We start from the raw sequence: 24,674 nt of genomic DNA, 5'->3' as shown, positions 1-24,674 counted from the left end.
GATCGCGGGTCGATCGTGGGTCGTTGGCGCATTCTCCCACGCAGGACTCGAAGCACCGAACTGACTGGGTCAGGCCGTCGGCACCCAATATCGGCGCTTGATGCCGCGCACGTCCTCCAGGACGCCCCCGGCACCCTCGATCACCCGGATCGAGGCGACGTTGTCGTCGTCGCAGGTGACCAGGGCGGGGTCGATCCCGAAGCTGTGCGCGAGCGGAAGGACGGCGCGAAGCATCCCACTGGCGTGCCCGCATCGCCGAGCCGAAGGGCGTACGTCGTACCCGATGTGTCCGCCGACATCGGCCAGCTTCTCGTTCAGGCGCTGGCGCAGCGCGATCCGACCGAGATAGGTGTCCCCCTCGATCCACCACCGGGTCGAGGTCAGCACCCAGTGCGCCGGGATGGCGATCTCGTCCACCTCCTGTGCGCGGATCTCGGCCACGAACGCCTCGAATCCGGCCGGGGTCTGCCACGAGTCGCCGAACCGCTCGATCCACCCGGCGGTCTGCGTGTCAGTGGTGCCTTCGGCGACGAACTCGTCCATTGCCTCGAGGAACGAGTCCATGACGAGGGTGGTGGGTGGCACGAGTTCGGGCATAGCGCCAGTGAACCCGAGCCGGTCGTGTCGGCGCACCTTGATTTAGTGTCCGACCAGCGGGTTCACTGGTGTCAGTGAACGGATTTGGGGTGCACCGGGAGCGCTGATAGAGTTTCCGCTTGCATGTCTGGCGCCCTCTTCGCTGACATGCCAAGGGCTGCAGATTCCCGCGGGCCCACCCGGTGGACAACCCACCGTCCACCCGAAGACCTCCAATCCAGTCCGAACCAAGTGAAAGCGCAGCAACGTGGCGAACATCAAGTCCCAGATCAAGCGCAACCGCCAGAACGAGGCGGCGCACGAGCGCAACAAGGCCGTCAAGACCGGCCTGAAGTCCGCTGTGCGCAAGTTCCGTGAGCTCGCCGAGGCCGGCGACAAGGACGCCGCCGTCGCCGCTGGTCGCGAAGCGAACCGCAAGCTGGACCAGGCAGCCTCCAAGGGTGTCATCCACAAGAACCAGGCGGCGAACCGCAAGTCGTCGATCGCCAAGAAGGCTGCCTCCCTCTGAGGTAGTCCTCACGCAGCAGGCGTCGACCCCCTCGGGGTCGGCGCCTTCTTGCATTTCGTGCGTGTTCCGGCTGACAAACCTCACCCGTCGCATCCGGCGCAGGAGTCACCGGGTACCGGGTGACTCCGGTACTTCCCGGGCAAGATCTTGCCCGGGAAGCGGCAGACTCACCGGGTACCCGGTGACTCCTACCGAGCCGCTCGCGCTCAGCGCTGGTCGCGCAGGCCTGCGACGGTCAGCACCAGCTTCTCCAGGGTGTACGCCGCATCGTGTGCGGCGCCCTTGATGTCCGCGTCGGCCTGGGCGATCGCTCGGATCGCCTCGGCCAGCCCGGTCGGGCTCCATGCACGCGACTGGTCACGCAGGGTGCGCAGCTTCCAGGGCGGCACGCCGACTTCGCGCGCCAGGTCTGCTTCTCGCATCCCCCGCGGGGCCGAGACGTAGCGGGCCAGGCCACGCACTCCCCCGGCGAACGCCGAGGTGATCAGCACGGGCGCGGTCCCGCCGTCGAGGGCCCAGCGCAATTCCTCCATGGCCTTGGCCCGCCGGCCGAAGAAGGCGCTGTCTGCCACGGCGAACGACTTCGCCTCGGCACGACCGCCGAAGTAGCGCTTGACCTTCTCGGTGTTCAGCGATTCGCCCGGGAAGTCATTGACCAGCTGGTGTGCCGCTGCGGACAGCGAGCGCAGGTCCTGCCCGATCGCTTGCACGAGGAAGTCTGCTGCCTCGTCATCAACGCGCGACCCGTGCCGGCGTACCTCGGAACTGACGAAGCGCGGGAACTCGGAGGCCTTGATCGCGGCCGACTTGTGCTCGGTGACCGGGGCGAGCTTGCGGAGCTTGTTGAGCACGCCCGAGCCCTTCTGGCCACCGCTGTGGACGAGGATCAGTGCCACGTCCTCGACAGGGTCCTTGCAATAGCCGAGCAGGCCTTCGATCGACTCGTCGGGGAGGTTCTCCAACTGGCGCACCACGATGCACCTGGTGCTCGAGAAGAGCGAGGGCGCGGCGAGCTCACCGAGCGTGGCCAGGGACAGGTCTCCACCTTGTGCTTCGGAGAACTCGGCCTCCCCGTCGATCGCCTTCACCGCGGCCTTCGACTCGACCACCGTGCGCTCGTTGAGGAACTCCTCGGGACCGGTCACCAAGGTGACCTTGCCCAACACGTCTACTGCTCCCTTGCCTGCCATCGCGGGCAAGCCTGCCACAGGCCTCGGACAGCAAGGGCGCGGGGAACTTGTGCCGGGGTCAGTCCCGGGTCCGCACCTTCATACCTTCTCCGTCGCGGAGCACGAGGACGTCCCCGTCCCTGTCGGTGCGGAACGTCGCGGCTCCCGACTCCGCCAGGGGATCCATCGTCGAGGGAGCCGGATGGCCGTAGTCGTTGTCGGCGCCAAGCGAGGCGATTGCCACCGAGGCGTCGAGGGAGAGCAGGTGGCGCATGTCCTGGTGCCGGCTGCCGTGGTGAGGGATCTTGAGTACGTCGATCCGCAGCCCCGGCCAGGCCTTCACGAATGCTTCCTGCGCCTCGGGCTCCTCGTCACCGGTGAGCAGGATCCGGATGCCGTGCACCTCGGCCACCAGCACGATCGAGGAGTTGTTCGGGTCGCCGCGGAACACGACGCCCGGAGTCGGACCGACCACCTGCAAGGTCACCTGACCCACCCGGCGTACCTCGCCCAGGGCGGGCACGCGCACTCTCCCCCGGGTCGCCTCGAGGACGGACCGGTAGCGCTGCGGCGGCTCAGGCAGGGCGCTGACCAACACTTCCCCACTGTCGCGACCAGCCAACGCACCGGGCAGTCCGTCGACGTGGTCGGCGTGGAAGTGGGTCAGCACGATCAGCGGCAGGGCCTCCACGTCGAGACGGGCCAGACACTTGTCCACGAGAGCAGGATCCGGGCCGGCATCGACAAGGACCCCTCGCCCCTCGCCGGCGTTGAGAACCACTGCGTCTCCTTGACCGACATCGCAGACGGCCATCACCCAACCCCGAGGCGGCCAGCCCGGACTGGGAAGTGGCACCACCACGACCAGGACCATCACCACACAGCACGAGAAGCCCGACCAGCGGCGGGCGAAGACCGGGCCGAGGGTCACCGCGAGCCCGACACAGAGCACGGTGAGCAGGGCGACCGGAACCACGGTCGTCCCCCAGTCGATCGCCGGCAGGGACAAGCGGGCACAGCGGTCCGCGACGGTGATGATCCCCCAGGCGCACCAACAGGCGACCCAACCGCACAGTCGTCCTGCCGGCATCCAGACCAGGCCGATCAATCCGCCGAGGAGGCCGAGGACGGTGGCCGGCGCCACCAGCGGTGCAGCCAGGAGGTTGGCGACGACCGCCACCAGGCTCACCTGCCCCGAGATCGCCGCCACGATCGGCGTGCACGCCAACTGCGCTGCGGTCGGTACGGCGATCGCCTGGGCAACCGGCATCGGCATCCAGTTCGCCAGGGCTCGTGACCACCCGGGTCCGAGGAGCAGGATGCCGGAGGTGGCCAGGACGGACAGCGCGAACCCGACCGTCGTACACAGCCACGGATCCCAGACCAGCAGGCCGACGACGGCCACGCCGAGGCACCGGATGCCCCGCCCGGTCCCGTTCGAGCCCATCCCGATCAACGCGACCGTGCCCATCGCGGCGGCGCGGACGACACTGGGCTCGGTGCGCGCGAGGAGGATGAAGCCGATGATCCCGAGTGCGCCGAGCACGTACTGCCACCGCCCGCGCACGCCGCACCAGCGCCCCACGATCAACAGGAACCCGACGACCAGGGTCAGATTGGTGCCTGACACCGCCAACAGGTGGGTGAGACCCGTGGTCCGGAACTCCTCGGCGACCTCGTCGGGCATGGAGGTGTCGTCCCCGTCGACCAGAGCGGGCACCAAGGCTCGCTCCGGCATCGGGCGGTGGCTGACCGCACCACGGATCGATGCACGCACCGCTCCCGATCCGCGCCACAGGACGGAGGGCTTCTCGACCCTGACCGGCGGGCTGAGCGGCGTGAACACCGCCGCGACGTCATGACCGTCGGCACTCGCGAGCCGGCCACGCAGGTGCAGGCTGCTCCCCAGCCTCGTCCCGCTCCAGGTCTCGTCGGCGATCACCAGCACGGGGGTGTGAACGGCGTACGACGTGCCGTGCGCGGACAGGTGGGTGACCACTGCTCGCATCACCACTGAGGTCGAGAACTGGCCGGACACCTCGCGAGGGTCGGAGGTGATGGTGATCCGCGCGTCGACCGCGGAGCGCATCGGGGCGAGCGTGGCGACCGGCCCGCCCCCGACCGACATGTCGCGCAGGACAGCGCTGGTGCCGACAGCCAGCGCCACGAGCAGCCAGGCTGCAATCGCGCGACGCAGGCCCGGCCGACCGGCAACCAGCAGCGCCAGCAGTCCGGCCACCACGCCCGCCAGCAACGCTGCCCGGGGTGCCAGCAGTCCCCCGAGACCGCCGAGCCAGGCCGCAGCTCCGGCGGCAGCCATCCGCAGGTCCCGGATCTCGACCGACGGGAGCCGAAGGTCGAGCGCCGGCATCAGACAGTGACGTGCGGAGCGAGCTGGGCGAGGGTCTTCTCACCGATTCCGTCCACCTCCAGGAGTTGGTCCACCGCTCGGAAGCCGCCGTTGCTCTCCCGCCAGCCCACGATCGCCTGGGCGGTCACCGGGCCCACGCCGGGGAGCTCCTCGAGTTGTGACGCGGTGGCGGTGTTGAGGTTGACCAGATCACCGGACCCCGGTTGCCCGGGGGCGGGTGCGGCCGACGCGGCTTGGCCGGGTGGCGGCGGGACACCCACGACCACCTGTTCCCCGTCGACCAACGCGCGAGCCTGGTTCAACCCGGTCAGGTCGGCACCCTTGCGGATGCCCCCGGCTGCCTTGATGGCATCCACGACGCGGGAGCCCGGAGGCAGAATCACGATGCCGGGTCGGCGTACCTTCCCCGAGACGTCGACCACCAGCTCGGTGACGGGCGTCGCCGCGGCGCCGTCGGGTCCCACCACACCGGACGCAGCAGGTTCACCCGGTGCACCGCTGACCAGTGCGGGTGCGTCGTTGGTGGTCTTGATCGGTGTCCCGGGGTCATCTCGCAGCACCCACCACGTGGTCACCGCCATCGCGACAGCGGCGATCACGGCCAGCACGGCGACGTGTGAGGAGTTGAGCGAGACCCTGCCTCGGAAGGCCGAGGCATCCAACCAGCCACCGCGCCTGGCCGCGTGTCTACCTGCCGGCGGGATCGGCGGCGGAGGTGCCAGCCCCGTGGTGTTCCCAGTGGACTCCCCAGTGCTCTCCTCCGGTGGAGTCGCCCTCGGCAGCTCGAATCGGTGCTCCACTGCAGCGGGGGTCTCGGCGGGCAGTTGCTCGGCGGTACGACGGATCCGTGTGTGCGCCTCTTCCTGAGGGAACGGCACCAGCTCGCCCATCGCCCACGCGCCGTCGTCATCGACGTCCTCCTCCGAGATCTCGGGGTCGACCGATCCGGGTGTCCTCGTCGGGGTCTCGTTGGCCTGGGCGCCGCGATAGCCCTGCAGTTCGGCGCTCAGGAGTGCGAGCCGACGCGACACTGCCTCGGCGTGTGCTGGGGACTGTCCTCTCGAACGCATGCGCTGACCGTAGGCAGTGGGCTGGGCCCGCGAAAGGGGGTCACCTCCGGCCTGTGGACAACCGCCTCGAACGCGCGCAGCCAACTGCCTCCGGGTGGCCCGGACAGGCGTCAACAACTGCCGGGTCGACGACGCGAGGGCGTCAACAACTGACGGGTCGACGACGCGGGGGGCGTCAACAACTGCCGGGTCGGCGTCAGGTTGTGCTGTCTGAACCTGCGTCGTTTGATTCTGCGTCGTCTGCGTCGGGCGCGAGGTCATCGCCGGCTTGTTCTTCGGCGTCGGTCAGCGGCACGGCACCCGGAAGCGCGGGGGCGATGCAGATCGCGGCCATCCCGGGGCCGACGTGGGCTCCCAGTACGGCGCCGAGCTCGGTGGTGCGGACCGGCTCGGCGAGCTGGACCCGTGGGGTGACCTTGGTCGCGAGCTGGGCGGCCCGGTCCGGGCTGGCCAAGTGGGCGACGGTCACCTCGACGAGATCCTCGCCGGCGGCCTCGACGGCCAGGTCCTCGAGGCGCGCCAGCGCGCGACCGGCCGTGCGTACCTTCTCGAACGAGTCGATCCGCCCGTTCTCGATGCGCAGCAACGGCTTGACGGCCAGGGCACTGCCGAGCAGGGCAGCCAGGCCGCCGACACGTCCGCCGCGGCGCAGGTATTCCAAGGTGTCGACGTAGAACAGCGAGGTGCAGGCCTCCGCCCGCTCCTGCGCGGCCTCGGCTGCCTCGGCTGCGGTCCCACCTGCCTCGAGGACTGCCAACGCCGCGCGTACGCCGTACCCGGTCGCGGGCCCCACCTGCCGGGAGTCGACCGCGTGCACCGGGATCGACGCCTGGCCCGAGGCCACGTGCGCCGAGTCGAAGGTGCCGCTCATCTCGCCGGACAGGTGCACCGAGACGATCTCGGTGACGCCCTCGGCCGCGAGCTTCTCGTAGACGTCGAGCATCACCGCCGGCGACGGCCGCGAGGTCGACACCGGGGTGAATGCCTTGAGCGCCGCGGCCACCATCTCGGGGTTCGCGCCCTCGTCGATGCCCTCGTCATAGGAGTTGGCCCCGATCACGACCTGCAGCGGGATGACCATCACGTCATCGCGTCCTGCCACCTCTGCGGGCAGTGATGCAGTGGAGTCGGTGACGACGACTGTCCGACCGTGAGCCATGCTGCGGATCCTAGCGGGTGCGCGCAGATCAGCCCGCTACGACGTTGACCAGCTTCGGCTCGCGCACGATCACCTTGCGCACGGTCTTGCCCTCCAGCGCGGCGACGATCGAGGGGTCGGCCAGCGCCGCTGCCTCGAGGTCGGCCGCGGAGATGTCGGGCGAGACCTCCAGGCGCGCGCGGACCTTGCCCTGGACCTGAACTACTGCGGTGACCGAGTCCTCGATCAGCAGCTCCGGGTCCACGGCCGGCCAACCGACCCGCGCGACGGTGGGCTGGTGGCCGAGGCGCTCCCACATCTCCTCGGCGGTGTAGGGCGCGACCAGCGACAGCAGGATGGCGACGGTCTCGACGGCCTCACGCACGGCAGGATCAGCCGGACCGCAGCCGCCCTTCTCGACCGGGTTGTCGATCGCCTTGCGGGTGGCGTTGACCAGCTCCATGGTGCGGGCCACGACCACGTTGAAGCGGTGCGACTCCACCAGTGCCTCGACCTCGTGCACGGTCTTGTGGGTGACCTTGCGCAGCGCCACGTCACCGGTCGCGGGGTCGGCACCCGGTTCACTGGTGACGTCACCACTCAGGCGCCAGGCGCGCTGCAGGAAGCGCACCGAACCACCGGGAGAGACGTCCGCCCAGTCGATGTTGTCCTCGGGCGGGCTGGCGAAGACCAGGGTCAGCCTGACCGCGTCGACGCCGAACTCGTCGAGCTGCGCGCCGAGGCTGATGCCGTTGCCCAGCGACTTGCTCATCTTGCGGCCGTTGTTGATCACCTTGCCCTGGGACAGGTAGGCCGAGAACGGCTCGTCCCAGTTGACCAGACCCATGTCGCGCAGGGCCTTGGTGAAGAACCGGGCATAGAGCAGGTGCAGCACCGCGTGCTCGTCGCCGCCGACGTACAGGTCGATCGGACCCCACGCGTTGGCCAGCTCGGTGTCGAATGCCTGGGTCTCGTCGTGCGGCGAGACATAGCGGAAGAAGTACCACGAGGAGTCGACGAACGTGTCCATCGTGTCCGTGTCACGCGTTGCCGGACCACCACAGGTCGGGCAGCTGACGTTGACCCACTCGGTGGCCGCACCGAGCGGCGAGGTGCCCTTGGGCTTGAGGTCGGCGCCGCGCAGCTCGGGGAGCTCGACGGGCAGCTGGTCCTCCGGCACCCGGACCTCGCCGTCGAGGGGGCAGTGGATGATCGGGATCGGCGCACCCCAGTAGCGCTGACGTGACAGCAGCCAGTCGCGCAGGCGGAAGTTGACCGTGCCCTCGCCGACCTGCTGCTCCTCCAGGAACGCGATCGCGCGGCTCTTGGCCTCCGCGACGGCGAGTCCGTTGATGTCCAGCCCTGCCTCGACACCGGGGGCGGGCGAGTTGATCGCGACGCCCTCGCCGGCGTACGCCTCCCCCTCGAAGTCGGCCGGCGGCTCGGTGGTCCGCACGATCGGCAGGCCCATCTCGGTGGCGAACTCCCAGTCGCGCTGGTCACCGCCGGGGACGCCCATCACCGCGCCGGTGCCGTAGTCGGCCAGCACGTAGTCGGTCGCCCAGATCGGCAGTTCCTCACCGGTGACCGGGTTGCGGGCGGTGACCCCCAGGTCGACACCCGTCTTCGCCCGGTCGGTCGCCAGCCGGTCGATGTCGGAGGCCTTGCGGATCTCGTCGCGGTAGGCCTCGAAGGCGGGACGCTGCGCATCGGTGACCAGCTCGTCGGCCAGCTTCGCGTCGACTGCGACCACCAGGAACGTCGTTCCGAAGATGGTGTCGGGGCGGGTCGTGTAGACCTTCACCGGCTCCTCGCGCCCCTGCACCACGAAGGAGACGTGCGCCCCCTCGGAGCGACCGATCCAGTTGCGCTGGGCGTTGATCACCTTGCTCGACCAGGTCGGCTCGAGCCCGTCCAGGCTGTCCAGCAGCTCCTGGGCATATTCGGTCGTGCGGAAGTACCACTGGGTCAGCTCACGCTTGGTCACCTCGGCACCGCAACGCTCGCAGGTGCCGTCGGCCAGCACCTGCTCGTTGGCCAGCACCGTCTGGTCGTTGGGGCACCAGTTGACCGGGGAGTTCTTCCGGTAGGCCAGGCCCTTCTCGTGGAACTTCAGGAACAGCCACTGGGTCCAGCGGTAGTACGACGGGTCGGAGGTGTTGAAGCGACGCGACCAGTCGAAGCTGACGGCATACTTCTGGAAGGACTCCAGCTGCGTGGCGATGTTCGTGTAGGTGTAGTCCGCAGGGTGCGAGTCGTTGCGGATCGCGGCGTTCTCGGCGGGCAGCCCGAACGAGTCCCAGCCCATCGGGTTGAGGACCTCGAAGCCCTTCTGCCACCAGTAGCGCGCGATCACGTCGTGCAGTGCGGTGACCTCGGCGTGACCCATGTGGAGGTCGCCCGAGGGGTAGGGGAACATCGTCAGGGCGTAGCGCTTCTCGCGCTCGGAGTCGTCGTTCGCCGCGAACGGGCTGAGTTCATCCCAGACCCGCTGCCACTTGGCCTGCATGGCCTCGGCGTCGTACGTCGCGCCCTGTTCCGGGTCGCCCTGCTCGCTCATCGTGTTCTCCTCGTCGTCACGTGCGTCTGCTCCGCCTCGCCCGTCACCCACACACGGCGCCGGGCACAAAAAAACCCTCCGGGCAGGAGGGCGGCCACGCTGGTCAGGTTGATCAGCGCGGCTGGTCAAGAAGGAGCAGGTTCCGCATGGCCCGATGATAGCGCAGCGGAACGGTCAGCCCACCAGCAGCAGAACCAGCAGCAGAGCAGCGGCCCCATCCGACGAGCCGTGTTCCGACAACAGGTGGTCAGCGGGTTTGCTCCGGGACATGCCGGGGCATGAGGTTGTCACAGCCAATCAACACAGGGAGCATCATGAAGAACCGTTTCGGAATCGCCACCGCCGCCACCCTCGTCCTCTTCTCGCTCTCGGCGTGCGGCAGCGATGACTCCGACTCGTCGGACAACGAGCCCACCAAGGAGCCGAGCCCCACCGAGACGACTCCGACCGAGGAGGCCACCCCCACCGAGGCGGCCACCAGCGCGGCCCCGGTCGAGACGGCAGAGAACACCCCCGCCGGCACCGAACTCAAGATCGGCGACACCGCCGTGGTCACCACGATGTATGCCAAGACCGAGATCACCGTGAAGCTGACCGTCACCGAGATCGTCGAGGGCAAGAGCGCCGACCTCGCGGACCTGAAGCTCAAGCAGGACATCAACACGCTGGCGCCGTTCTACGTCAAGGTCACCGGCGAGCTGGTCTCGGGTGAGGCGGGCGGTTATGACCCCGCCACCGACATCGACGGCCTCAGTGGCGACCGCGGCGCCAGCCCGCTGATCAACTTCGGCACCTTCACGCCGTGCGAGGACGAGAACTTCGAGTCCGACGCCAAGCCCGGTGACACCGTCGAGAGCTGCACCACCCAGATCGTCAGCACCGGCGCCAAGGTGGACGGTGCGATGTACAGCGACAGCGACACCGACTACGACCAGTTCGACGGCAAGCCGCTGACCTGGCGCTGAGTCCTATAGTGACGCCCATGACTGTCACTGACATGTTCCGTCTGGACGGCAAGGTTGCCGTCGTCACCGGTGCTTCGAGTGGGCTGGGCGTCGCATTCGCCCAAGGATTCGCCGAAGCGGGCGCCGACATCGTGCTCGGCGCCCGCCGCGTCGACCGCCTCGAGGACACCGCGCAACTGGTCCGCGACAGCGGTCGTCGAGTCCTCACCGTGGCCACCGACGTCGCCGACCAGGCCCAGTGCCAGGCCCTCGTGGACGCGGCGATGGCCGAGTTCGGTCGGGTCGACATCCTCGTCAACAACGCCGGCGTCGGCACCGCCGTTCCGGCGACGCACGAGACGGTGGAGCAGTTCACCCAGGTCATCGACGTGAACCTCAACGGTTGCTACTGGATGGCGCAGGCCTGCGGTCGGGTGATGGGGCAGGGCAGCTCGATCATCAACATCAGCTCGGTCCTGGGCCTCACCACTGCCGGGCTCCCCCAGGCGGCGTACGCCGCGAGCAAGGCCGGTCTCAACGGCCTGACCCGTGACCTCGCCCAGCAGTGGACGGGTCGCAAGGGCATCAGGGTCAACTCGATCGCGCCGGGCTTCTTCACCAGCGAGATGACCGACCAATACCCTCCGGGCTACCTCGAGGCACAGCAGACACGCATCCCCTCGGGACGCAAGGGTGATCCTCGCGAGCTGGCCGCCACGGCGGTCTTCCTCGCCTCCCCCGCGGCGGGCTACATCACCGGCCAGGTGCTCCCCGTCGACGGTGGTATGACGATCGCCTGATCCGCGGGCGCGTGCCTCAGGGCTCGATCAGCCCGACACGTACGGCGTAGCGGGTCAGCTCGGTGCGATCGCGCATGCCCAGCTTGGCGAGCACGTTCTCCCGGTGCCGCTCGACGGTCTTCGGGCTGATCCCCAGCTCTCCCGCGATCTCACGGGTCAGGTAGCCCTCGGCGATCAGCTTGACCACCTCGTCCTCGCGTGGGGTCAGCACCGCACTGGGCAGCTTCTCCCCACGTCGCAAGCGCTCGAGGTAGTCACGCACCAGCGTCGACTCGGCCCCGGGATAGAGGAACGAGTCGCCTCTCAGGGCCGCGCGACAGGCGTCCACCAGGTCACGGTCGGCAACTGACTTCAACACGTAGCCGCTGGCACCGACGCGCAGGGACTCGAAGAAGTACTGCTCGTTGTCGTGCATCGAGAGCATCAGCATCCGTGGCGGCTCCCTGCGTCGGGCGATCTCTCGAGCAGCCTGCAGCCCGGTCATCCGCGGCATGGCGACGTCGAGGATGACCAGGTCCACCTCGGTGGTGCGCAGCAGCTGCACGGCCTCGGCACCGTCGCCAGCCTCGGCCACCACGACCAGGTCGGGCTCCTGCTCGAGGATCATCCGTACGCCGCGGCGTACGAGTGCATGGTCGTCGGCCAGCAGGATGCGCGCAGCGGCTCGCTCCGTGCTCATCGCACCTCCCCGGCCCCATCGGCCCGCTCAGTCGTGTCGCCGATCGGGACCGCCAGCCGGACCCGGGTTCCCCTGCCCTCGCGACGAGTGACCTCAAGTGTCGCGTCGACCAGCGCGGCCCGTTCCTCCATCCCGCGGATGCCGGTCCCCCGGACCCCGGGCGCGATGCCGAGGCCGTCGTCCTCCACGAGGAGGACCACGGAGTTCCCTACCTTGCTGAGCCTGAGGTCGACGGTCGAGGCGTGGGCATGGCGCGCCACGTTGGTCAACGCCTCCTGCGCGACCCGGAAGATCACCAGCTCGACATGGTCGTCGAGCTCGGGCAGCCCCGGCGCGATCCCCCGCTCGACATGGGTCCGCTCCGAGAACAGCTTGGTCGTCAGTGAGGCCAGCGCGCTGCGCAGTCCCAGGTCCTCGAGGACGTGCGGTCGGAGCTGGCGGGCCACCGTGCGGACCTCGTCGAGGCTGGCCCGCACGGTCTCACGCGTGCCTTCGAGCGAGAGCTGCGCATCGGCGTCGACCCGGCCTGCGACCGCCTTCAGCTCGAGCAGCACGACCGTGAGGCTCTGTCCCACGCTGTCGTGCAGCTCCTGCGCGATCCGGGCCCGCTCGGCTTCCTGCGCAGCGAGCGCGGCCAGCTGGCTCTCCTTGCGCCCGATCTCGATCCGGGCGAGCAGGTCGTTCACGGCCGTTGCCAGCTGGCGGGCGATCCCCGCCCTGGCCACCGGAACCTTGGCGATGGGCTCGGTCGAGCGAGCCCGGTCCAGGTCGTGCGAGAGCTGTTCCAACGGTCGGAGCATGCTGCGCACCAGCAGGGAGTTGGCCAGGATCATCACGCTCAGTCCGACCAGCAGCACGACCACCTCGGAGAGCAGCGGCTCGGGCGAGACGCTCGCGGGTGAGAACGCCAACAGTGCGGTGCCCAGGGCGAACAGCACCCCGTTGACCAGGATCACCCGCGAGGACAGGGAGAAGCCGTGGGTCCGGAGCATGCCGTCACTGTGCCAGAAAGTGGGCTTGGCAACCCATGGGATCCGGCATGTCTGCCGAGCACACTTGATGGTGTGAGGATCCCACCCCTGTCCGTCTGAGGGGTCCCGAGCACAGAGTCGAAGGAGGTCGCGATGCCCGAGCCGTGGATCGTCGGGGCCGCCGCCGTCGTCGTGATCGGTGTCGTGGTCGGTCTGCTCGCCACCCGGCACAAGGTGCCGGTCAACGAACCGCAACGCCTGTGGACCGTGTCCCGTGCCAACACCTCCGACGGCGTCACCGCGCGACTCGAGGTGGAGGTCGTGGTCGAGCTCGCCGGCGTGGGGTCCCGTCACGGGCCAGTCCTCGGGCCAGTTGTCGGACCAGGCAGCGGGCCAGCAGTCGGGTCAGTCGGCGGGGAGACCGTCGACCTCATCGAGTCAGCGATCCGTCGGCGTATCACCGAGCACCCGGTGGCCTCGCTGCCCTCCGTCGGGGATGAGGCACCGTTCCTGCCGGAGGAGATCATCCAGGGCGTGCGCATCGTCCGGGCCGTGGTGACGGCCTCCGACGTGGAGGTGACTCCCGAGCTGAGGCGCTTGGTCACCGACCGGTCGCACCCCTGACCCGATGAACCGGACTCAGGCTTCGGTGACCGCGTCCTGCTCGGTGAACGCCTTCTCGATGTTGCCCCAGTTGCGTACGACGATGACCGGGCACTGCGCGTGCTGGACGCACTGGTCGGCCACCGACCCGAGCACGAGGGTCTTGAATCCGCCGCGACCGCGGCTGCCGACGACGAGCACGTCGGCGGTCTCCGAGGCCTTGATCAGCGACTGCGCCGAGGGCGAGTAGGCCACGTGGACCTCTGCGGTGACCTGTGCGTCGCCGACGATCTTCTCGACCCGGGCCCGCTCGGCGGTGAGGGTCGAGGCCTCCATCTCGAGCAGGGAGGGAGTGATGCCCATCGGCACGTCGTCGGGGCGCACGCAGGTCATGATCGTCCAGGCGCGTACGACGTGCAGCGTGGCGCCGCGTCGTGCTGCTTCCTCGACGGCGAAGCGCACCGCCAGGGAGGCGGCCTTGGAGCCGTCGTCACCGACCACGACTCCACCGTCGGGGGTGACATCGCGGACAACTTGCTCCTGTGCATCGGCCATGGGGCCATTCTGCCCGAAGGAAGCAACCCCATGCAGCCGGCCCCACCCCGGTGTCGCCGGTGTGGGGCAAATGCGAAGAACTCCCGATCCATGATCGGGAGTTCTTTCTTCGGTGGAGCTGAGGGGACTCGAACCCCTGACCCCCTGCATGCCATGCAGGTGCGCTACCAGCTGCGCCACAGCCCCATTGCTCTTGCCTTGCGGCTGAGCAACGTGCGGAAGTTTAGCCACAACTCGCGCCCGATGTGAAATCGGGGGTGGACCGGGCGTGGAGCCACCGGCAAGAGGAGCGAATCAGGCCCCGACGTCATATCCGGCAAGGCGGAACCGGCCCGTGTCACCGATCTCGGTGAGCACGGCCCAGTGGCAGTTCCCCTGCCCGGCAAGACTCGCTGCAGCCCCTGCCGGCCAGTCGAGCGCGTGGCAGATCCCGGCCTTGAGTGCGCTGCCGTGCGTCACCACCACGGCAGTCTGGCCCTGCCCCAGATCAGCGAGCACGTCCTGCAGTCCGGCACCGAAGCGCTCACGGATCGCCGCGAAGTCCTCGGCCCCCGCGATCCGGCCGAAGTCGCCAGCCATCAGCGCCGCGAAGAGCTCGGGATTGTCGTGGGCATAGTCGGCCTTGAGGATTCCTGCGGCCTCCCCCAGGTCGGCCTCACGGAATCGCGGGTCGGCTCGCGGCTCCAGCTCGCACTCCTTGGCCAGGTAGGCCGCGGTCTGCATCGCTCGCGACAGGTCGGAGGACCACAGTGCGACCGGTTCCAGCATCGCCACACGGGGCGCCACCGAGGCTGCCTGGTCGTGGCCGGTCTCGTCGAGCTCGACGTCGCGGTGTCCCTGCAGCCGACCCGCGACATTCCACGACGTCTGGCCGTGACGGAGCAGGACCAGGCGACGGTTCATCGTTCGTGGGAGACGACGTCTGCCGGCAGCTCGATGGCCGGGCAGTCCTTCCAGAGACGCTCGAGCGCGTAGAACTCGCGCTCCTCCTCGTGCTGCACGTGGACGACGATGTCGCCGAAGTCGATCAGCACCCAGCGGCCGTCACGCTCGCCCTCGCGACGGATCGGCTTGCGGCCCATCTCGCGCAGCCGGTCCTCGACCTCGTCGACGATCGACTTCACCTGACGGTCGTTGGGGGCGGAGGCGAGGACGAACGCGTCAGTGATGGCGAGCTGTTCGGACACGTCGAACGCGATGATCTGCTGGGCCAGCTTGTCCGAGGCCGCGCGGGCAGCGGCGTGGACGAGCTCGATGGCCCGGTCGGTTGCGGTCACGATGAAGCTCCAGACGGATAGAGTTGATGCTTTGCGATGTATTGCACGACCCCGTCGGGCACGAGGTACCAGACGGGCTCGCCGCGCTTCGTGCGCTTCCTGCAGTCGGTGGACGAGATCGCCAGCGCGGGGATCTCGACGATGGTGACCCGTTCGGTGGGGATGTCGGCGAGCATCTTCGCCTCCATCTCATAGCCGGGGCGGGTGCAGCCGACGAAGTTGGCCAGCTTGAAGAGCTCTTCGACGTTGCGCCAGGTGAAGATGTTGGCGAGTGCGTCGGCGCCGGTGATGAAGTAGAGATCGGCGTCGGGCAGCTGCTCGCCGAGGTCGCGCAGCGTGTCGATGGTGTACGTCGGACCGTCACGGTCGATGTCGACCCGGGACACCGTGAACCGGGGATTGGCCGCGGTCGCGATCACCGTCATCAGATAACGGTGCTCGGCCGGGGACACCTCCCGATCCGACTTCTGCCACGGATCACCCGTGGGGACGAAGATGACCTCGTCCAGGTCGAACCAGGCCTGCACCTCGCTCGCGGCGACCAGGTGGCCGTGGTGGATGGGATCGAAGGTGCCGCCCATCACTCCCACACGGCGCCGCTCAGCCATGATCAGCTGTGCTCGCGCCCGCCACCGATGGCCACGACGACCAGGAGTGCGAAGAGGAGGATGCCGAGCGCGATTCCGCCGACGACCCACGGGTTGACTGCGGCCTCACCGGAGGTCTCGGAGGCGGCGACGACGATTGCATTCAAGAACATGGCCGAATCCTATCCGCACGAGGCGCTCCGGGGCCCATCGGCCCGGCGCTCAACGCACGTGACCGTCGCCGGTGACGACATACTTGGTGCTGGTCATCTCGACCAGACCCATCGGACCGCGCGCGTGGAGCTTTTGGGTGCTGATCCCGATCTCGGCACCGAAGCCGAACTCTCCCCCGTCGGTGAAGCGCGTGGAGGCGTTGACCATGACTGCGGCCGAGTCGACCGCGGCGACGAAGCGGCGTACGGCGGCCTGGTCCTCGCTCACGATCGCGTCGGTGTGCTGGCTGCTGTGTTCGCGGATGTGACCGATCGCGGCCTCGATGTCGGAGACCACGGCGGCGGAGATGTCGAGCGAGAGGAACTCCTGCGACCAGTCCTCGTCCGTGGCGGCGAGGACGTGGTCGTACTCGCAGAAGCGGGCGTCGCCGTGGATGGTGACGCCCTTGTCGTGGAGCTCCTCGATGATCCGCGGGAGGAACTCGTCGGCGATGTCCTCGTGGACCAGGAGCGACTCGGCCGAGTTGCAGACGCTGGTGCGGTGGGTCTTGGAGTTGATGACGATGGCCGCGGCCTTGTCCAGGTCGGCTCCCGCGTCGACATAGACGTGGCAGTTGCCCACCCCCGTCTCGATCACCGGCACCGTGGACTCCTCGACCACGCTGCGGATCAGGCCCGCGCCCCCACGTGGGATCAGGACGTCGACCAGACCACGTGCCCGCATCAGTACCTTGGCGCCGTCATGGCCCTCGCCGGGCACGAGCTGGACGGCGTCGGCCGGGAGTCCGTTCGACTCGATGGCGGCACGCAGTACGCCGACGATCGCGGTGTTGCTCGACAGTGCGCTGTTGGAGCCCTTGAGCAGGGCCGCGTTGCCCGACTTCAGGCAGATGCCGGAGGCATCGGCCGTCACGTTGGGGCGGGCCTCATAGATGATGCCGACCACGCCGAACGGGACGCGGACCTGGCGCAGCTCGAGGCCATTGGCCAGGTTGCCGCCACGGACCACCTCGCCGACCGGGTCGGCCAGGCCGGCGACCTCACGCAGGCCGGCGGCCATGTCGGCGATGCGAGCCTCGTCGAGGCGCAGGCGGTCGATGATGTTGGGCGGGGTCTGGTTGCGCTCGGCGCGGGCGATGTCCTCGGCGTTGGCGCTGATGATCTCCTGCGCCCGGGCCACCAGGGCATCGGCCATCGCCAGGAGTGCGGTGTCCTTGACTGCGCGGGTGGCCGTGGCCAGGTCGTGGCTCGCGGCGCGTGCCCGGCGTGCGGTGTCGTTGACTTCCTGCTCGATGCTCACCGGCCCAGCCTAGGTCGGATCGCGGGGCTGCCCCGCCGCCGTCTCACCCCCACGAAATGCACTGCGGCCTCCCCCACCGAGGTGGGAGAGGCCGCAGCAGGCAGTGATCAGGTCACTTGCGCTTGTTGATCTCCTCGGTGAGCACCGGGAGGACCGAGTGCAGGTCACCCACGACACCGAAGTCGACGAGCTCGAAGATCGGGGCCTCTTCGTCCTTGTTGACGGCCACGATCGTCTTCGAGGTCTGCATGCCGGCGCGGTGCTGGATCGCACCGGAGATGCCGTTGGCCACGTAGAGCTGCGGCGAGACGGTCTTGCCGGTCTGGCCGACCTGGAAGGTGTGCGGCTTCCAGCCGGAGTCCACGGCGGCACGCGAGGCGCCGACAGCGGCACCGAGCGCGTCGGCGAGGTTCTCGACCGGCTCGAAGTTGCCGCCGGTGCCACGACCACCGGAGACCACGATGGCGGCCTCGGTGAGCTCGGGACGACCGGTGGACTGACGCGGCTGCGCGGCGACGATCTGCGCAGTCTTGGCTGCATCGGAGATGGTCGGCGCGAAGGCCTCGACCGCACCGGCGCCGGCGACCTCTTCGGGAGCAGCCGAGTTCGGCTTCACCGTGATGATCGGGGTGCCCTTGGTGACCTTCGCCTGGACCGTGTAGGAACCGGCGAAGACCGACTGGGTGGTCACGCCACCGTCGGCGATGTCGACGGCGTCGGTGATCACACCGGACTCGATCTTGATCGCGAGACGACCGGCGATCTCCTTGCCCTCGGCGGAGGACGGGATCAGGATCGCGGCGGGCGACGTCTTCTCGGCGAGCTGGGCCAGCACCTCGGCCTTGGGCGCGACCAGGTAGCCCTTGATCTCCGCGTCATCCACGGAGTAGACCTTCTCGGCACCGAACTTCTTGAGTGCCTCGGCCGGGGCCTCGCCCGAGCCGATGAAGACGGCCGACGGCTCGCCCAGGCGACGGGCCAGGGTGAGGAGCTCGTTGGTGGTCTTGCGGACAGCGCCGTCGACGTGGTCGACGAGTACGAGAACTTCAGACATGTTCAGGCTCCTCAGATGAACTTCTTGGCGGCGAGGAACTCGGCCAGCGCCTTGGCGCCCGAGCCGTCCTCGTCGGTGACGATCTCGCCAGCGGTGCGCGGCGGGCGGGCCGTGGTCTCCTCGACCGCGGACCATGCGGCCTCGAGGCCGACCTGACCGGCGTCAACGCCGATGTCGCTGAGCGAGTAGGTCTCCAGCGGCTTCTTCTTGGCCGCCATGATGCCCTTGAAGGACGGGTAGCGGGCCTCGCCGGTCTGGTCGGTGACCGAGAGCAGCACCGGCAGGGTGGCACCGATCACCTCGGTGGCGGCGTCGCCGTCACGCTTGGCACGGATCTGGTCGCCCTGGGTCTCGACGACCGAGGCGAAGGTGACCTGCGGCAGGCCCAGGCGCTCGGCCAGCATGGCCGGGACGAGGCTGGTGCCGGCGTCGGTCGAGGCCATGCCGGTGACGACCAGGTCGGCCGAGCCGTTGTCCTGGCCGATCTTCTCGATCGCCTTGGCCAGGACCAGGGAGGTGGCCACGGCGTCGGATCCGGCGATCGCGTCGTCGGTGACCAGGACGCCCTGGTCGGCACCCATCTGGAGGGCCTTGCGGACTGCGTCGACAGCCTGCTCCGGACCGATGGAGAGTGCGGTGACGGTGACGTCACCCTCGGACTTCTCCTTGATCTGGAGAGCCTGCTCCACGGCGTACTCGTCGAGTTCCGAGAGGAGACCGTCGACGCCAACGCGGTCAACGGTGTTGTCCGACTCGAACCGCCGGTCGGCGGTGGCGTCGGGGACGTGCTTCACGAGGACAACAATGTTCATGGTGGTGTGGCCGGTGAGGCCCCTCCTGTGCAGTCGATTTGGCGCGGTCGCAACGCGACCTGCTCGATCCCTGAGGATTCGGGGTGAGGCTACTAGGTGGTACGGCCCGGAGGAACCGGGGAACTGCGTGGAATCAATCACAGCATGACTGGCGTCGCGCGAGCGCCGCCAGTCACATCACGGACGGATGAACTTGTCCGCCAGGCGACCGACGATCAGCCAGAAGACGGCGCCCAGACCCCAGTTGAACAGCGCGTTCTTGGTCTCGGCGCTGTCCCCCTCGAACTGCTTGATGCCGTTGTCCATGCTGAAGATGCCCAGGTCGAGCGCGTTCGCTGCGTCACGCACGAACTCGACCAGGCCGTTGTCGGTGTTGGCCTTCAACGCATAGGTGAGCGCACCGACGGCCAGGACCAGCGCGAAGAGCGCGCACAAGAACCACAGCACCTGGGCGATGCGAGTGCGGATCATGTCCACGTCCATCTCGCGCCCGGGCGTCTTGGCGGCACCCTTGCGGGCGGCGGGCTCGTCCTTGGTGTCCTTCTCGTCGGCCACGGCCGGTCCTTCCGTCGTCGGTGTGTCGCTCGCACGATATACGCACGGTGACTGCGGTTGCGGCGCCGTGCGCCATGCTGGGGCTCAGGCGCCCCGGAAGCTTGCCTTGCCCGGGCCGTTCTCCATGAAGGAGGCCATCCCGATGGTGCGGTCCTCGGTCGCGAACAACGACGCGAACTGGATCCGCTCGATCTCGAGACCGGTGGCCAGGTCGACCTCGAGGCCGCGGTCGACGGCCTCCTTGGCGGCGCGGACGGCATAGGAGGCGGCGTTGCTGAACTGCGATGCCCACTCCACGGCAGCGGTGTAGACCTCGGCGGCGGGAACCAGCTTGTCCACCAGGCCGATCGCGAGCGCCTCGTCGGCCTTCACGAAGCGACCGGTGAGGATGATGTCCTTGGCCTTGCTCGGGCCGACCAGACGGGTGAGTCGCTGCGTGCCGCCGGCTCCGGGAATGATCCCGAGCAGGATCTCCGGCTGGCCGAGGGTGGCGTTGTCCGCCGCGATCCGGATGTCGGCGCACAGGGCCAGCTCGCAACCACCGCCGAGCGCATAGCCGGTGACCGCTGCCACGACGGGCTTGGGGATCTGGGCCACGGAGGTGAACGCGGACTGCAGGCCGGCGGAGCGATCGACCATGTCGGTGTAGGACATGTCGGCCATCTCCTTGATGTCCGCACCCGCGGCGAAGACCCGCTCGCCGCCATAGATCACGACAGCCTTGACGTCTGCTCGCTCGGTGGCTTCGAGGGCAGCGGCCCGGATCTCCTCCTGGACCTGCTTGTTCAACGCGTTCATCTTCGGTCGGTCGAGCCGGATCGTGCCGACGCCGTCGGACACCTCGAGGTTGACGAACTCTCCCATGATCTGTTGCAGCTCCTGTCGTGATGAGGGTGACACTGCGGAGCCTAGTCGGCGTCGTCGTGGACAATGAGCCGGGTGACTCCCGGAATCTGGCACCACCCCGGACAGCGGTCCCCCGTCTGGCCGGGTCGCAACTATCCACTTGGCGCGACCTGGGGCGAGGAGGCCACGAACTTCGCCGTGCACGCACCCGACGCGGACGGGGTCACCGTCTGCCTCTTCGACGAGCACGGCGGCGAGCACCGACACCGCCTGACCGAGCAGGCGCTGGGCATCTGGCACGGGGCGATCCCCGGGGTGGCCGTGGGTACGCCGTACGGCTTCCGCGTCGACGGTCCGTGGCTGCCCGAGGAAGGGATGCGGTTCAACCCGGCCAAGCTGCTGCTGGACCCGTTCGCCCGGGCCATCAGCGGCACCGTGGACCACGTCCCGGCGATCTATGCCCACGTGCTGGAGGACCCGGCACAGCTCAACGACGAGGACTCGGCGCCACACGTCCCCCGCAGCGTCGTCGTGCACGACGACTTCGACTGGGAGGGCGACGCCCCGATCCACCGGCGGTGGCGCGACACCGTCATCTACGAGATGCACGTCAAGGGGATGACCGCACTGCACGACCGGGTGCCCGAGGAACTGCGCGGGACGTACGCCGGCCTGGCCACCCCCGCAGTCATCGACTACCTGAGCGACCTCGGCATCACCGCGGTCGAGCTCCTGCCGATCCACCAGTCAGTGCCCGAGCCGTCACTGATGGAGGCCGGTCGGGTCAACTACTGGGGCTACAACTCGATCGGTTTCTTCGCACCCCACAACGGCTATGCCGCGACGGGTGACCGGGGCCAGCAGGTGACCGAGTTCAAGTCGATGGTCAAGGCGTTCCACGAGGCCGGGATCGAGGTGATCCTCGACGTCGTCTACAACCACACCGCGGAGGGTGGCGCCCGCGGACCGAGCCTCTCCTTCCGCGGTCTCGACGACCGAGGCACCTACCACCGGGTGCCCGGCGAGCCGGACCCCGAGACCGGCCGGCCCGGCTTCGACGACACCTACTGGGACGTCACCGGGTGCGGCAACACCGTGAACGCCTCGAACCCCCACGTCCTGCGGATGATCCTCGACTCGTTGCGCTACTGGGTCACCGAGATGCACGTGGACGGGTTCCGCTTCGACCTGGCCTCGGCCCTGACCCGGGTGGACCTCGAGGTCAACATGGACTGCCACCTGCTGGCAGCGATCGGCCAGGACCCGGTGCTGCGCCACGTGAAGCTGATCGCCGAGCCCTGGGACGCCTCGATGGAGGGCTACCGCGTCGGCGAGTTCCCGCCGCCGTGGGTGGAGTGGAACGACCAGTACCGCGACACCATCCGCGACTTCTGGCGCGGCGCGTCCGACGGGATCCGGACGGTCGCCACCCGGCTCGCCGGGTCCTCGGACCTCTACGCCGACGACGGACGCTCGCCGTACTCCACGGTCAACTTCATCACCGCGCACGACGGCTTCACGCTGCGCGACCTGGTCTCCTACGACCACAAGCACAACGAGGCCAACGGCGAGGAGAACCGGGACGGCACCGACAACAACCGCTCCTGGAACCACGGCGCCGAGGGCGAGACCGACGACGCCGAGATCGTGGCCCTGCGCCGACGCCAGGCCGCCAACCTGATGGCGACGCTCTGCTTCTCCACCGGCACCCCGATGTTGACCGCCGGCGACGAGCGGGGTCGCACCCAGGGCGGCAACAACAACGCCTACCTGCACGACAACGAGACCTCGTGGATCGACTGGAGCGCCGACAACGCGTGGCTCGACGTCTACGAGGTCACCAAGGCGGCGCTTCGGTTGCGCCGCGAGCATCCGGCGCTGCGCCAGCGGCACTGGTTCGAGGGGCGCCCCGCCATCCAGGACGGCCCCAAGGACCTGGCCTGGTTGCATCCCTCGGGCCGGGAGATGACCGGTGACGACTGGTTCGACGAGTCCCTGGCCGTGATCGGCATGTTCGTCTCGGGCGCTCCCCTGCGCTCCCCCGGTCCCCGTGGCGAGCAGCAGGTCGACAACTCCTTCATGATCTGGCTCAATGCGAGTCCGGAGCCGGTCACCGTGGCGCTGCCCGAGAACGCCTGGGTGCAGAGTGGGTCGATCGCACTCTCGACTGATCCCGACCACCCGGTCGGAGAGTCGGCCAAGGCCGGCGAGGCTCTGCAGATCGCCGGCAGGTCGGTGCTCGTGATGATGGAGGACTGAGCGTGACCAGCTGGCTGAGCAGTGCTCGACGCAACCCGTCGGCGATCCTCCTCGCCGTCCAGATCATCGGGATCGTGGTCTATCCCTTCCTCGGATCGCAGCCCGTCGGTCGCGCGGTGTTCAGCACCTTCGCGCTGGTCGTCCTCGTCGTCGCAGTGATGGCGGTGCGGATGACTCCGGCGCTGAGCTGGGTCGCGATGCTGATCGGGATCCCGGTGGTCGTGCTGACCATGGTGGAGGCGATCTGGCCCCACGACACCGTCGAGCTGTGGTCGGCGGTCTTCCACGCCCTGTTCTACTTCTACATCGCCTACGCGCTGATCCGATACATGTTCTCCGACAACGTGGTCACCAGCGACGAGGTGTGGGCCACCGGCGCCACGTTCACCGTGGTGGCCTGGGGGTTCGCCTACGTCTACGTCGCCACCCAGGTGGTCTGGCCCGGATCCTTCATGGCCGCGGTCGACTCCGAGGAGGCACGGAGCTGGACCGACCTGCTCTTCCTCTCCGTGACCACCCTGACCAGCACCGGGCTCTCCGACATCGTCCCGGTCGAGCCGCATGCCCGGTCGTTCGTGATGCTCGAGCAGATCGCCGGCATGCTCTACCTGGCCCTGGTCGTGGCTCGGATCATGGCCCTGCTGAGTGCCCGCGCCGCACGGGTGGTCCACAAGTCGGAGACGGCCACCGTGGAGGCGAGCACCTGGGAGCCGCCGGCAGCCGAGACCGTCGAGGACCAGGTGACGACCAGCCCGCCCGAGGGTGGTGAGCCGACGATGACCTCGACGCCTCCCAGCCCTCCGTCCCCGGGCCCGCCCACGTCGTAACGAACAACCCTGCCTCTCGTTGGCCACGATGAGCACACTCGCTCACCGAGACCACACCGGAGGCCCGCCCGCATGCGCCACGCTCACCGCTCACTGCCCGTGGCCCTCGCGCTCTCGCTCTGCCTGGCCACTCTGGTCGCGATCGCCGGCACCGGCGGCGCCAGCGCGGCCGAGAAGCTGCCGGTCCCGTACACCTTCATCCCGACGGTGATCGCCGGTGGCCTGCCGGGCGCGAACGCCCCCGGCACCAACGACTGGACCTGCAAGCCGACCGCGGCCCACCCGAAGCCCGTGGTCCTCGTGCACGGCACCTTCGGCAACCGGGCGACCAACTGGCAGACCTATGGCCCGCTGCTGAAGAACGAGGGCTACTGCGTCTTCGCCCTGAACTACGGGATGAAGATCTCGCCCGGAGCGATCCTGGGTGGTCAGGACCGGATCGAGGACAGCGCGGCCGAGCTCAAGGCCTATGTGGCCAAGGTGCTCGAGGCGACCGGCGCGAAGAAGGTCGACCTCGTCGGCCACTCCCAGGGCACCCTGATGCCGCAGTACTACGTGCGCTTCCTCGGTGGCGCGAAGCACGTCGACAACTACATCGGTCTCGCCCCGCTGTGGCACGGCACCTACACCAACGGCGGACTGCCCGACCTGGCCGCGGCCTTCGGCTATGACGCCGTGGACGGCAGCCCGGTCTGCAAGGCCTGCCTGCAGATGACGGCGCCCTCGGAGTTCCTGCGCACGGTGCGTGAGGGTGGTGTGGCCACCAAGGGCGTGCGCTACACCAACATCGTCACCACCATGGACGAGGTGGTGGTCCCCTACACGAGTGGCATCGAGGAGGGGATGACCAACATCACCCTGCAGAAGAAGTGCGGTCTCGACCTCTCCGACCACCTCTCGATCGTCTCCTCGCGCACGGCGGCCGACCTGGTCCTGAACACCCTGGACCCGGCACACCCGCGCAAGGTCCGGTGCACGCTGCACCTGCCGGCGATCGGCAGCTGAGAAGCGGGGACTCC

Annotated in this window: 25 protein-coding genes and 1 tRNA gene; 7 read left to right on the top strand and 19 right to left on the bottom strand. The window is 68.7% G+C overall.

The genetic code is table 11. The features are described from left to right. Positions 1 to 69: 69 nt before the first annotated feature. Positions 70 to 597 carry a GNAT family N-acetyltransferase gene (locus BJ980_RS17985; protein WP_179503561.1) on the bottom strand — a complete coding sequence of 176 codons (528 nt, stop codon included), beginning with the start codon at positions 595 to 597 and terminating at the stop codon, positions 70 to 72. Between the two features lie 247 nt (positions 598 to 844). Here BJ980_RS17985 and rpsT point away from each other — a divergent pair, with 247 nt between their 5' ends. Continuing rightward, the gene (rpsT, locus tag BJ980_RS17980; protein ID WP_179503560.1) at positions 845 to 1,105 is read left to right on the top strand and encodes a 30S ribosomal protein S20; all 261 of its coding nucleotides are present in this window, start codon (positions 845 to 847) and stop codon (positions 1,103 to 1,105) included. 206 nt (positions 1,106 to 1,311) lie between these two features. Here rpsT and holA read toward each other — a convergent pair whose 3' ends face one another. From holA to leuS, 5 genes are all read right to left on the bottom strand, one after another. Further along, positions 1,312 to 2,295 (bottom strand): DNA polymerase III subunit delta, encoded by a 984-nt coding sequence (gene holA, locus BJ980_RS17975; RefSeq protein ID WP_179503559.1) that lies wholly within the window; start codon positions 2,293 to 2,295, stop codon positions 1,312 to 1,314. 58 nt (positions 2,296 to 2,353) lie between these two features. Beyond that, positions 2,354 to 4,645 (bottom strand): ComEC/Rec2 family competence protein, encoded by a 2,292-nt coding sequence (locus BJ980_RS17970; protein WP_179503558.1) that lies wholly within the window; start codon positions 4,643 to 4,645, stop codon positions 2,354 to 2,356. Beyond that, positions 4,645 to 5,715, bottom strand: a complete 1,071-nt coding sequence (locus tag BJ980_RS17965; RefSeq protein WP_218855570.1) for a ComEA family DNA-binding protein — start codon at positions 5,713 to 5,715, stop codon at positions 4,645 to 4,647. Before BJ980_RS17965 ends, BJ980_RS17970 begins: the two co-directional genes overlap by 1 nt. A 196-nt stretch (positions 5,716 to 5,911) precedes the next feature. Beyond that, positions 5,912 to 6,874 carry a DegV family protein gene (locus BJ980_RS17960; RefSeq protein ID WP_179503557.1) on the bottom strand — a complete coding sequence of 321 codons (963 nt, stop codon included), beginning with the start codon at positions 6,872 to 6,874 and terminating at the stop codon, positions 5,912 to 5,914. 28 nt (positions 6,875 to 6,902) lie between these two features. Then, on the bottom strand, positions 6,903 to 9,413 hold the full coding sequence (gene leuS, locus BJ980_RS17955; protein ID WP_179503556.1) for a leucine--tRNA ligase: 2,511 nt from the start codon (positions 9,411 to 9,413) through the stop codon (positions 6,903 to 6,905). A gap of 314 nt (positions 9,414 to 9,727) precedes the next feature. Here leuS and BJ980_RS17950 point away from each other — a divergent pair, with 314 nt between their 5' ends. After that, the gene (locus BJ980_RS17950) at positions 9,728 to 10,378 is read left to right on the top strand and encodes a hypothetical protein (RefSeq protein WP_179503555.1); all 651 of its coding nucleotides are present in this window, start codon (positions 9,728 to 9,730) and stop codon (positions 10,376 to 10,378) included. A 17-nt stretch (positions 10,379 to 10,395) separates the two neighbouring features. After that, on the top strand, positions 10,396 to 11,157 hold the full coding sequence (locus BJ980_RS17945) for an SDR family NAD(P)-dependent oxidoreductase (protein WP_179503554.1): 762 nt from the start codon (positions 10,396 to 10,398) through the stop codon (positions 11,155 to 11,157). A gap of 16 nt (positions 11,158 to 11,173) precedes the next feature. On the opposite strand, the gene BJ980_RS17940 is transcribed toward BJ980_RS17945, so the two are convergent. After that, positions 11,174 to 11,836, bottom strand: a complete 663-nt coding sequence (locus BJ980_RS17940) for a response regulator (RefSeq protein WP_179503553.1) — start codon at positions 11,834 to 11,836, stop codon at positions 11,174 to 11,176. After that, positions 11,833 to 12,828 (bottom strand): sensor histidine kinase, encoded by a 996-nt coding sequence (locus BJ980_RS17935; RefSeq protein WP_179503552.1) that lies wholly within the window; start codon positions 12,826 to 12,828, stop codon positions 11,833 to 11,835. The genes BJ980_RS17940 and BJ980_RS17935 overlap by 4 nt, the downstream gene beginning before the upstream one ends. A gap of 132 nt (positions 12,829 to 12,960) precedes the next feature. Here BJ980_RS17935 and BJ980_RS17930 point away from each other — a divergent pair, with 132 nt between their 5' ends. Next, entirely contained in the window at positions 12,961 to 13,431 is a 471-nt protein-coding gene (locus BJ980_RS17930; protein ID WP_179503551.1) for a hypothetical protein, read from the top strand. A 15-nt stretch (positions 13,432 to 13,446) separates the two neighbouring features. On the opposite strand, the gene BJ980_RS17925 is transcribed toward BJ980_RS17930, so the two are convergent. From BJ980_RS17925 to BJ980_RS17875, 11 genes are all read right to left on the bottom strand, one after another. Next, entirely contained in the window at positions 13,447 to 13,965 is a 519-nt protein-coding gene (locus BJ980_RS17925; RefSeq protein ID WP_179503550.1) for a universal stress protein, read from the bottom strand. 113 nt (positions 13,966 to 14,078) lie between these two features. Next, positions 14,079 to 14,151: transfer RNA gene (locus tag BJ980_RS17920), tRNA-Ala, on the bottom strand. Positions 14,152 to 14,259: 108 nt separating this feature from the next. Further along, entirely contained in the window at positions 14,260 to 14,868 is a 609-nt protein-coding gene (locus BJ980_RS17915) for a histidine phosphatase family protein (protein ID WP_179503549.1), read from the bottom strand. Beyond that, complete coding sequence (rsfS, locus tag BJ980_RS17910; protein ID WP_179503548.1) at positions 14,865 to 15,242, bottom strand: ribosome silencing factor; 378 nt, start codon at positions 15,240 to 15,242, stop codon at positions 14,865 to 14,867. The genes BJ980_RS17915 and rsfS overlap by 4 nt, the downstream gene beginning before the upstream one ends. Next, a complete protein-coding gene (nadD, locus tag BJ980_RS17905; RefSeq protein ID WP_179503547.1) occupies positions 15,239 to 15,850 on the bottom strand; it encodes a nicotinate-nucleotide adenylyltransferase in 612 nt (203 codons plus the stop codon). Before nadD ends, rsfS begins: the two co-directional genes overlap by 4 nt. Positions 15,851 to 15,852: 2 nt before the next feature. Further along, positions 15,853 to 16,002 carry a hypothetical protein gene (locus BJ980_RS17900; protein ID WP_179503546.1) on the bottom strand — a complete coding sequence of 50 codons (150 nt, stop codon included), beginning with the start codon at positions 16,000 to 16,002 and terminating at the stop codon, positions 15,853 to 15,855. Between the two features lie 49 nt (positions 16,003 to 16,051). Next, on the bottom strand, positions 16,052 to 17,302 hold the full coding sequence (locus BJ980_RS17895) for a glutamate-5-semialdehyde dehydrogenase (protein ID WP_179503545.1): 1,251 nt from the start codon (positions 17,300 to 17,302) through the stop codon (positions 16,052 to 16,054). A gap of 112 nt (positions 17,303 to 17,414) precedes the next feature. Then, entirely contained in the window at positions 17,415 to 18,356 is a 942-nt protein-coding gene (locus BJ980_RS17890) for an electron transfer flavoprotein subunit alpha/FixB family protein (RefSeq protein ID WP_179503544.1), read from the bottom strand. Positions 18,357 to 18,367: 11 nt separating this feature from the next. Next, positions 18,368 to 19,150, bottom strand: coding sequence for an electron transfer flavoprotein subunit beta/FixA family protein (locus tag BJ980_RS17885; protein WP_425490343.1), 783 nt, complete (start codon positions 19,148 to 19,150; stop codon positions 18,368 to 18,370). Between the two features lie 195 nt (positions 19,151 to 19,345). After that, entirely contained in the window at positions 19,346 to 19,723 is a 378-nt protein-coding gene (locus BJ980_RS17880) for a hypothetical protein (RefSeq protein ID WP_343047873.1), read from the bottom strand. 84 nt (positions 19,724 to 19,807) lie between these two features. Further along, the gene (locus tag BJ980_RS17875) at positions 19,808 to 20,587 is read right to left on the bottom strand and encodes an enoyl-CoA hydratase/isomerase family protein (protein ID WP_179503542.1); all 780 of its coding nucleotides are present in this window, start codon (positions 20,585 to 20,587) and stop codon (positions 19,808 to 19,810) included. 75 nt (positions 20,588 to 20,662) lie between these two features. Here BJ980_RS17875 and glgX point away from each other — a divergent pair, with 75 nt between their 5' ends. From glgX to BJ980_RS17860, 3 genes are all read left to right on the top strand, one after another. Next, positions 20,663 to 22,828 (top strand): glycogen debranching protein GlgX, encoded by a 2,166-nt coding sequence (gene glgX, locus BJ980_RS17870; protein ID WP_179503541.1) that lies wholly within the window; start codon positions 20,663 to 20,665, stop codon positions 22,826 to 22,828. A 2-nt stretch (positions 22,829 to 22,830) separates the two neighbouring features. Continuing rightward, positions 22,831 to 23,655 (top strand): ion channel, encoded by an 825-nt coding sequence (locus BJ980_RS19530; RefSeq protein WP_179503540.1) that lies wholly within the window; start codon positions 22,831 to 22,833, stop codon positions 23,653 to 23,655. A 72-nt stretch (positions 23,656 to 23,727) separates the two neighbouring features. After that, a complete protein-coding gene (locus BJ980_RS17860) occupies positions 23,728 to 24,660 on the top strand; it encodes an esterase/lipase family protein (RefSeq protein WP_179503539.1) in 933 nt (310 codons plus the stop codon). The last annotated feature ends 14 nt before the right edge of the window (positions 24,661 to 24,674 follow it).

The organism is Nocardioides daedukensis, from assembly GCF_013408415.1.
GTDB lineage: Bacteria > Actinomycetota > Actinomycetes > Propionibacteriales > Nocardioidaceae > Nocardioides > Nocardioides daedukensis.
The sequence above is the reverse complement of the archived record's forward strand: the minus strand, read 5'-3'. Positions and strand labels throughout refer to the sequence as shown.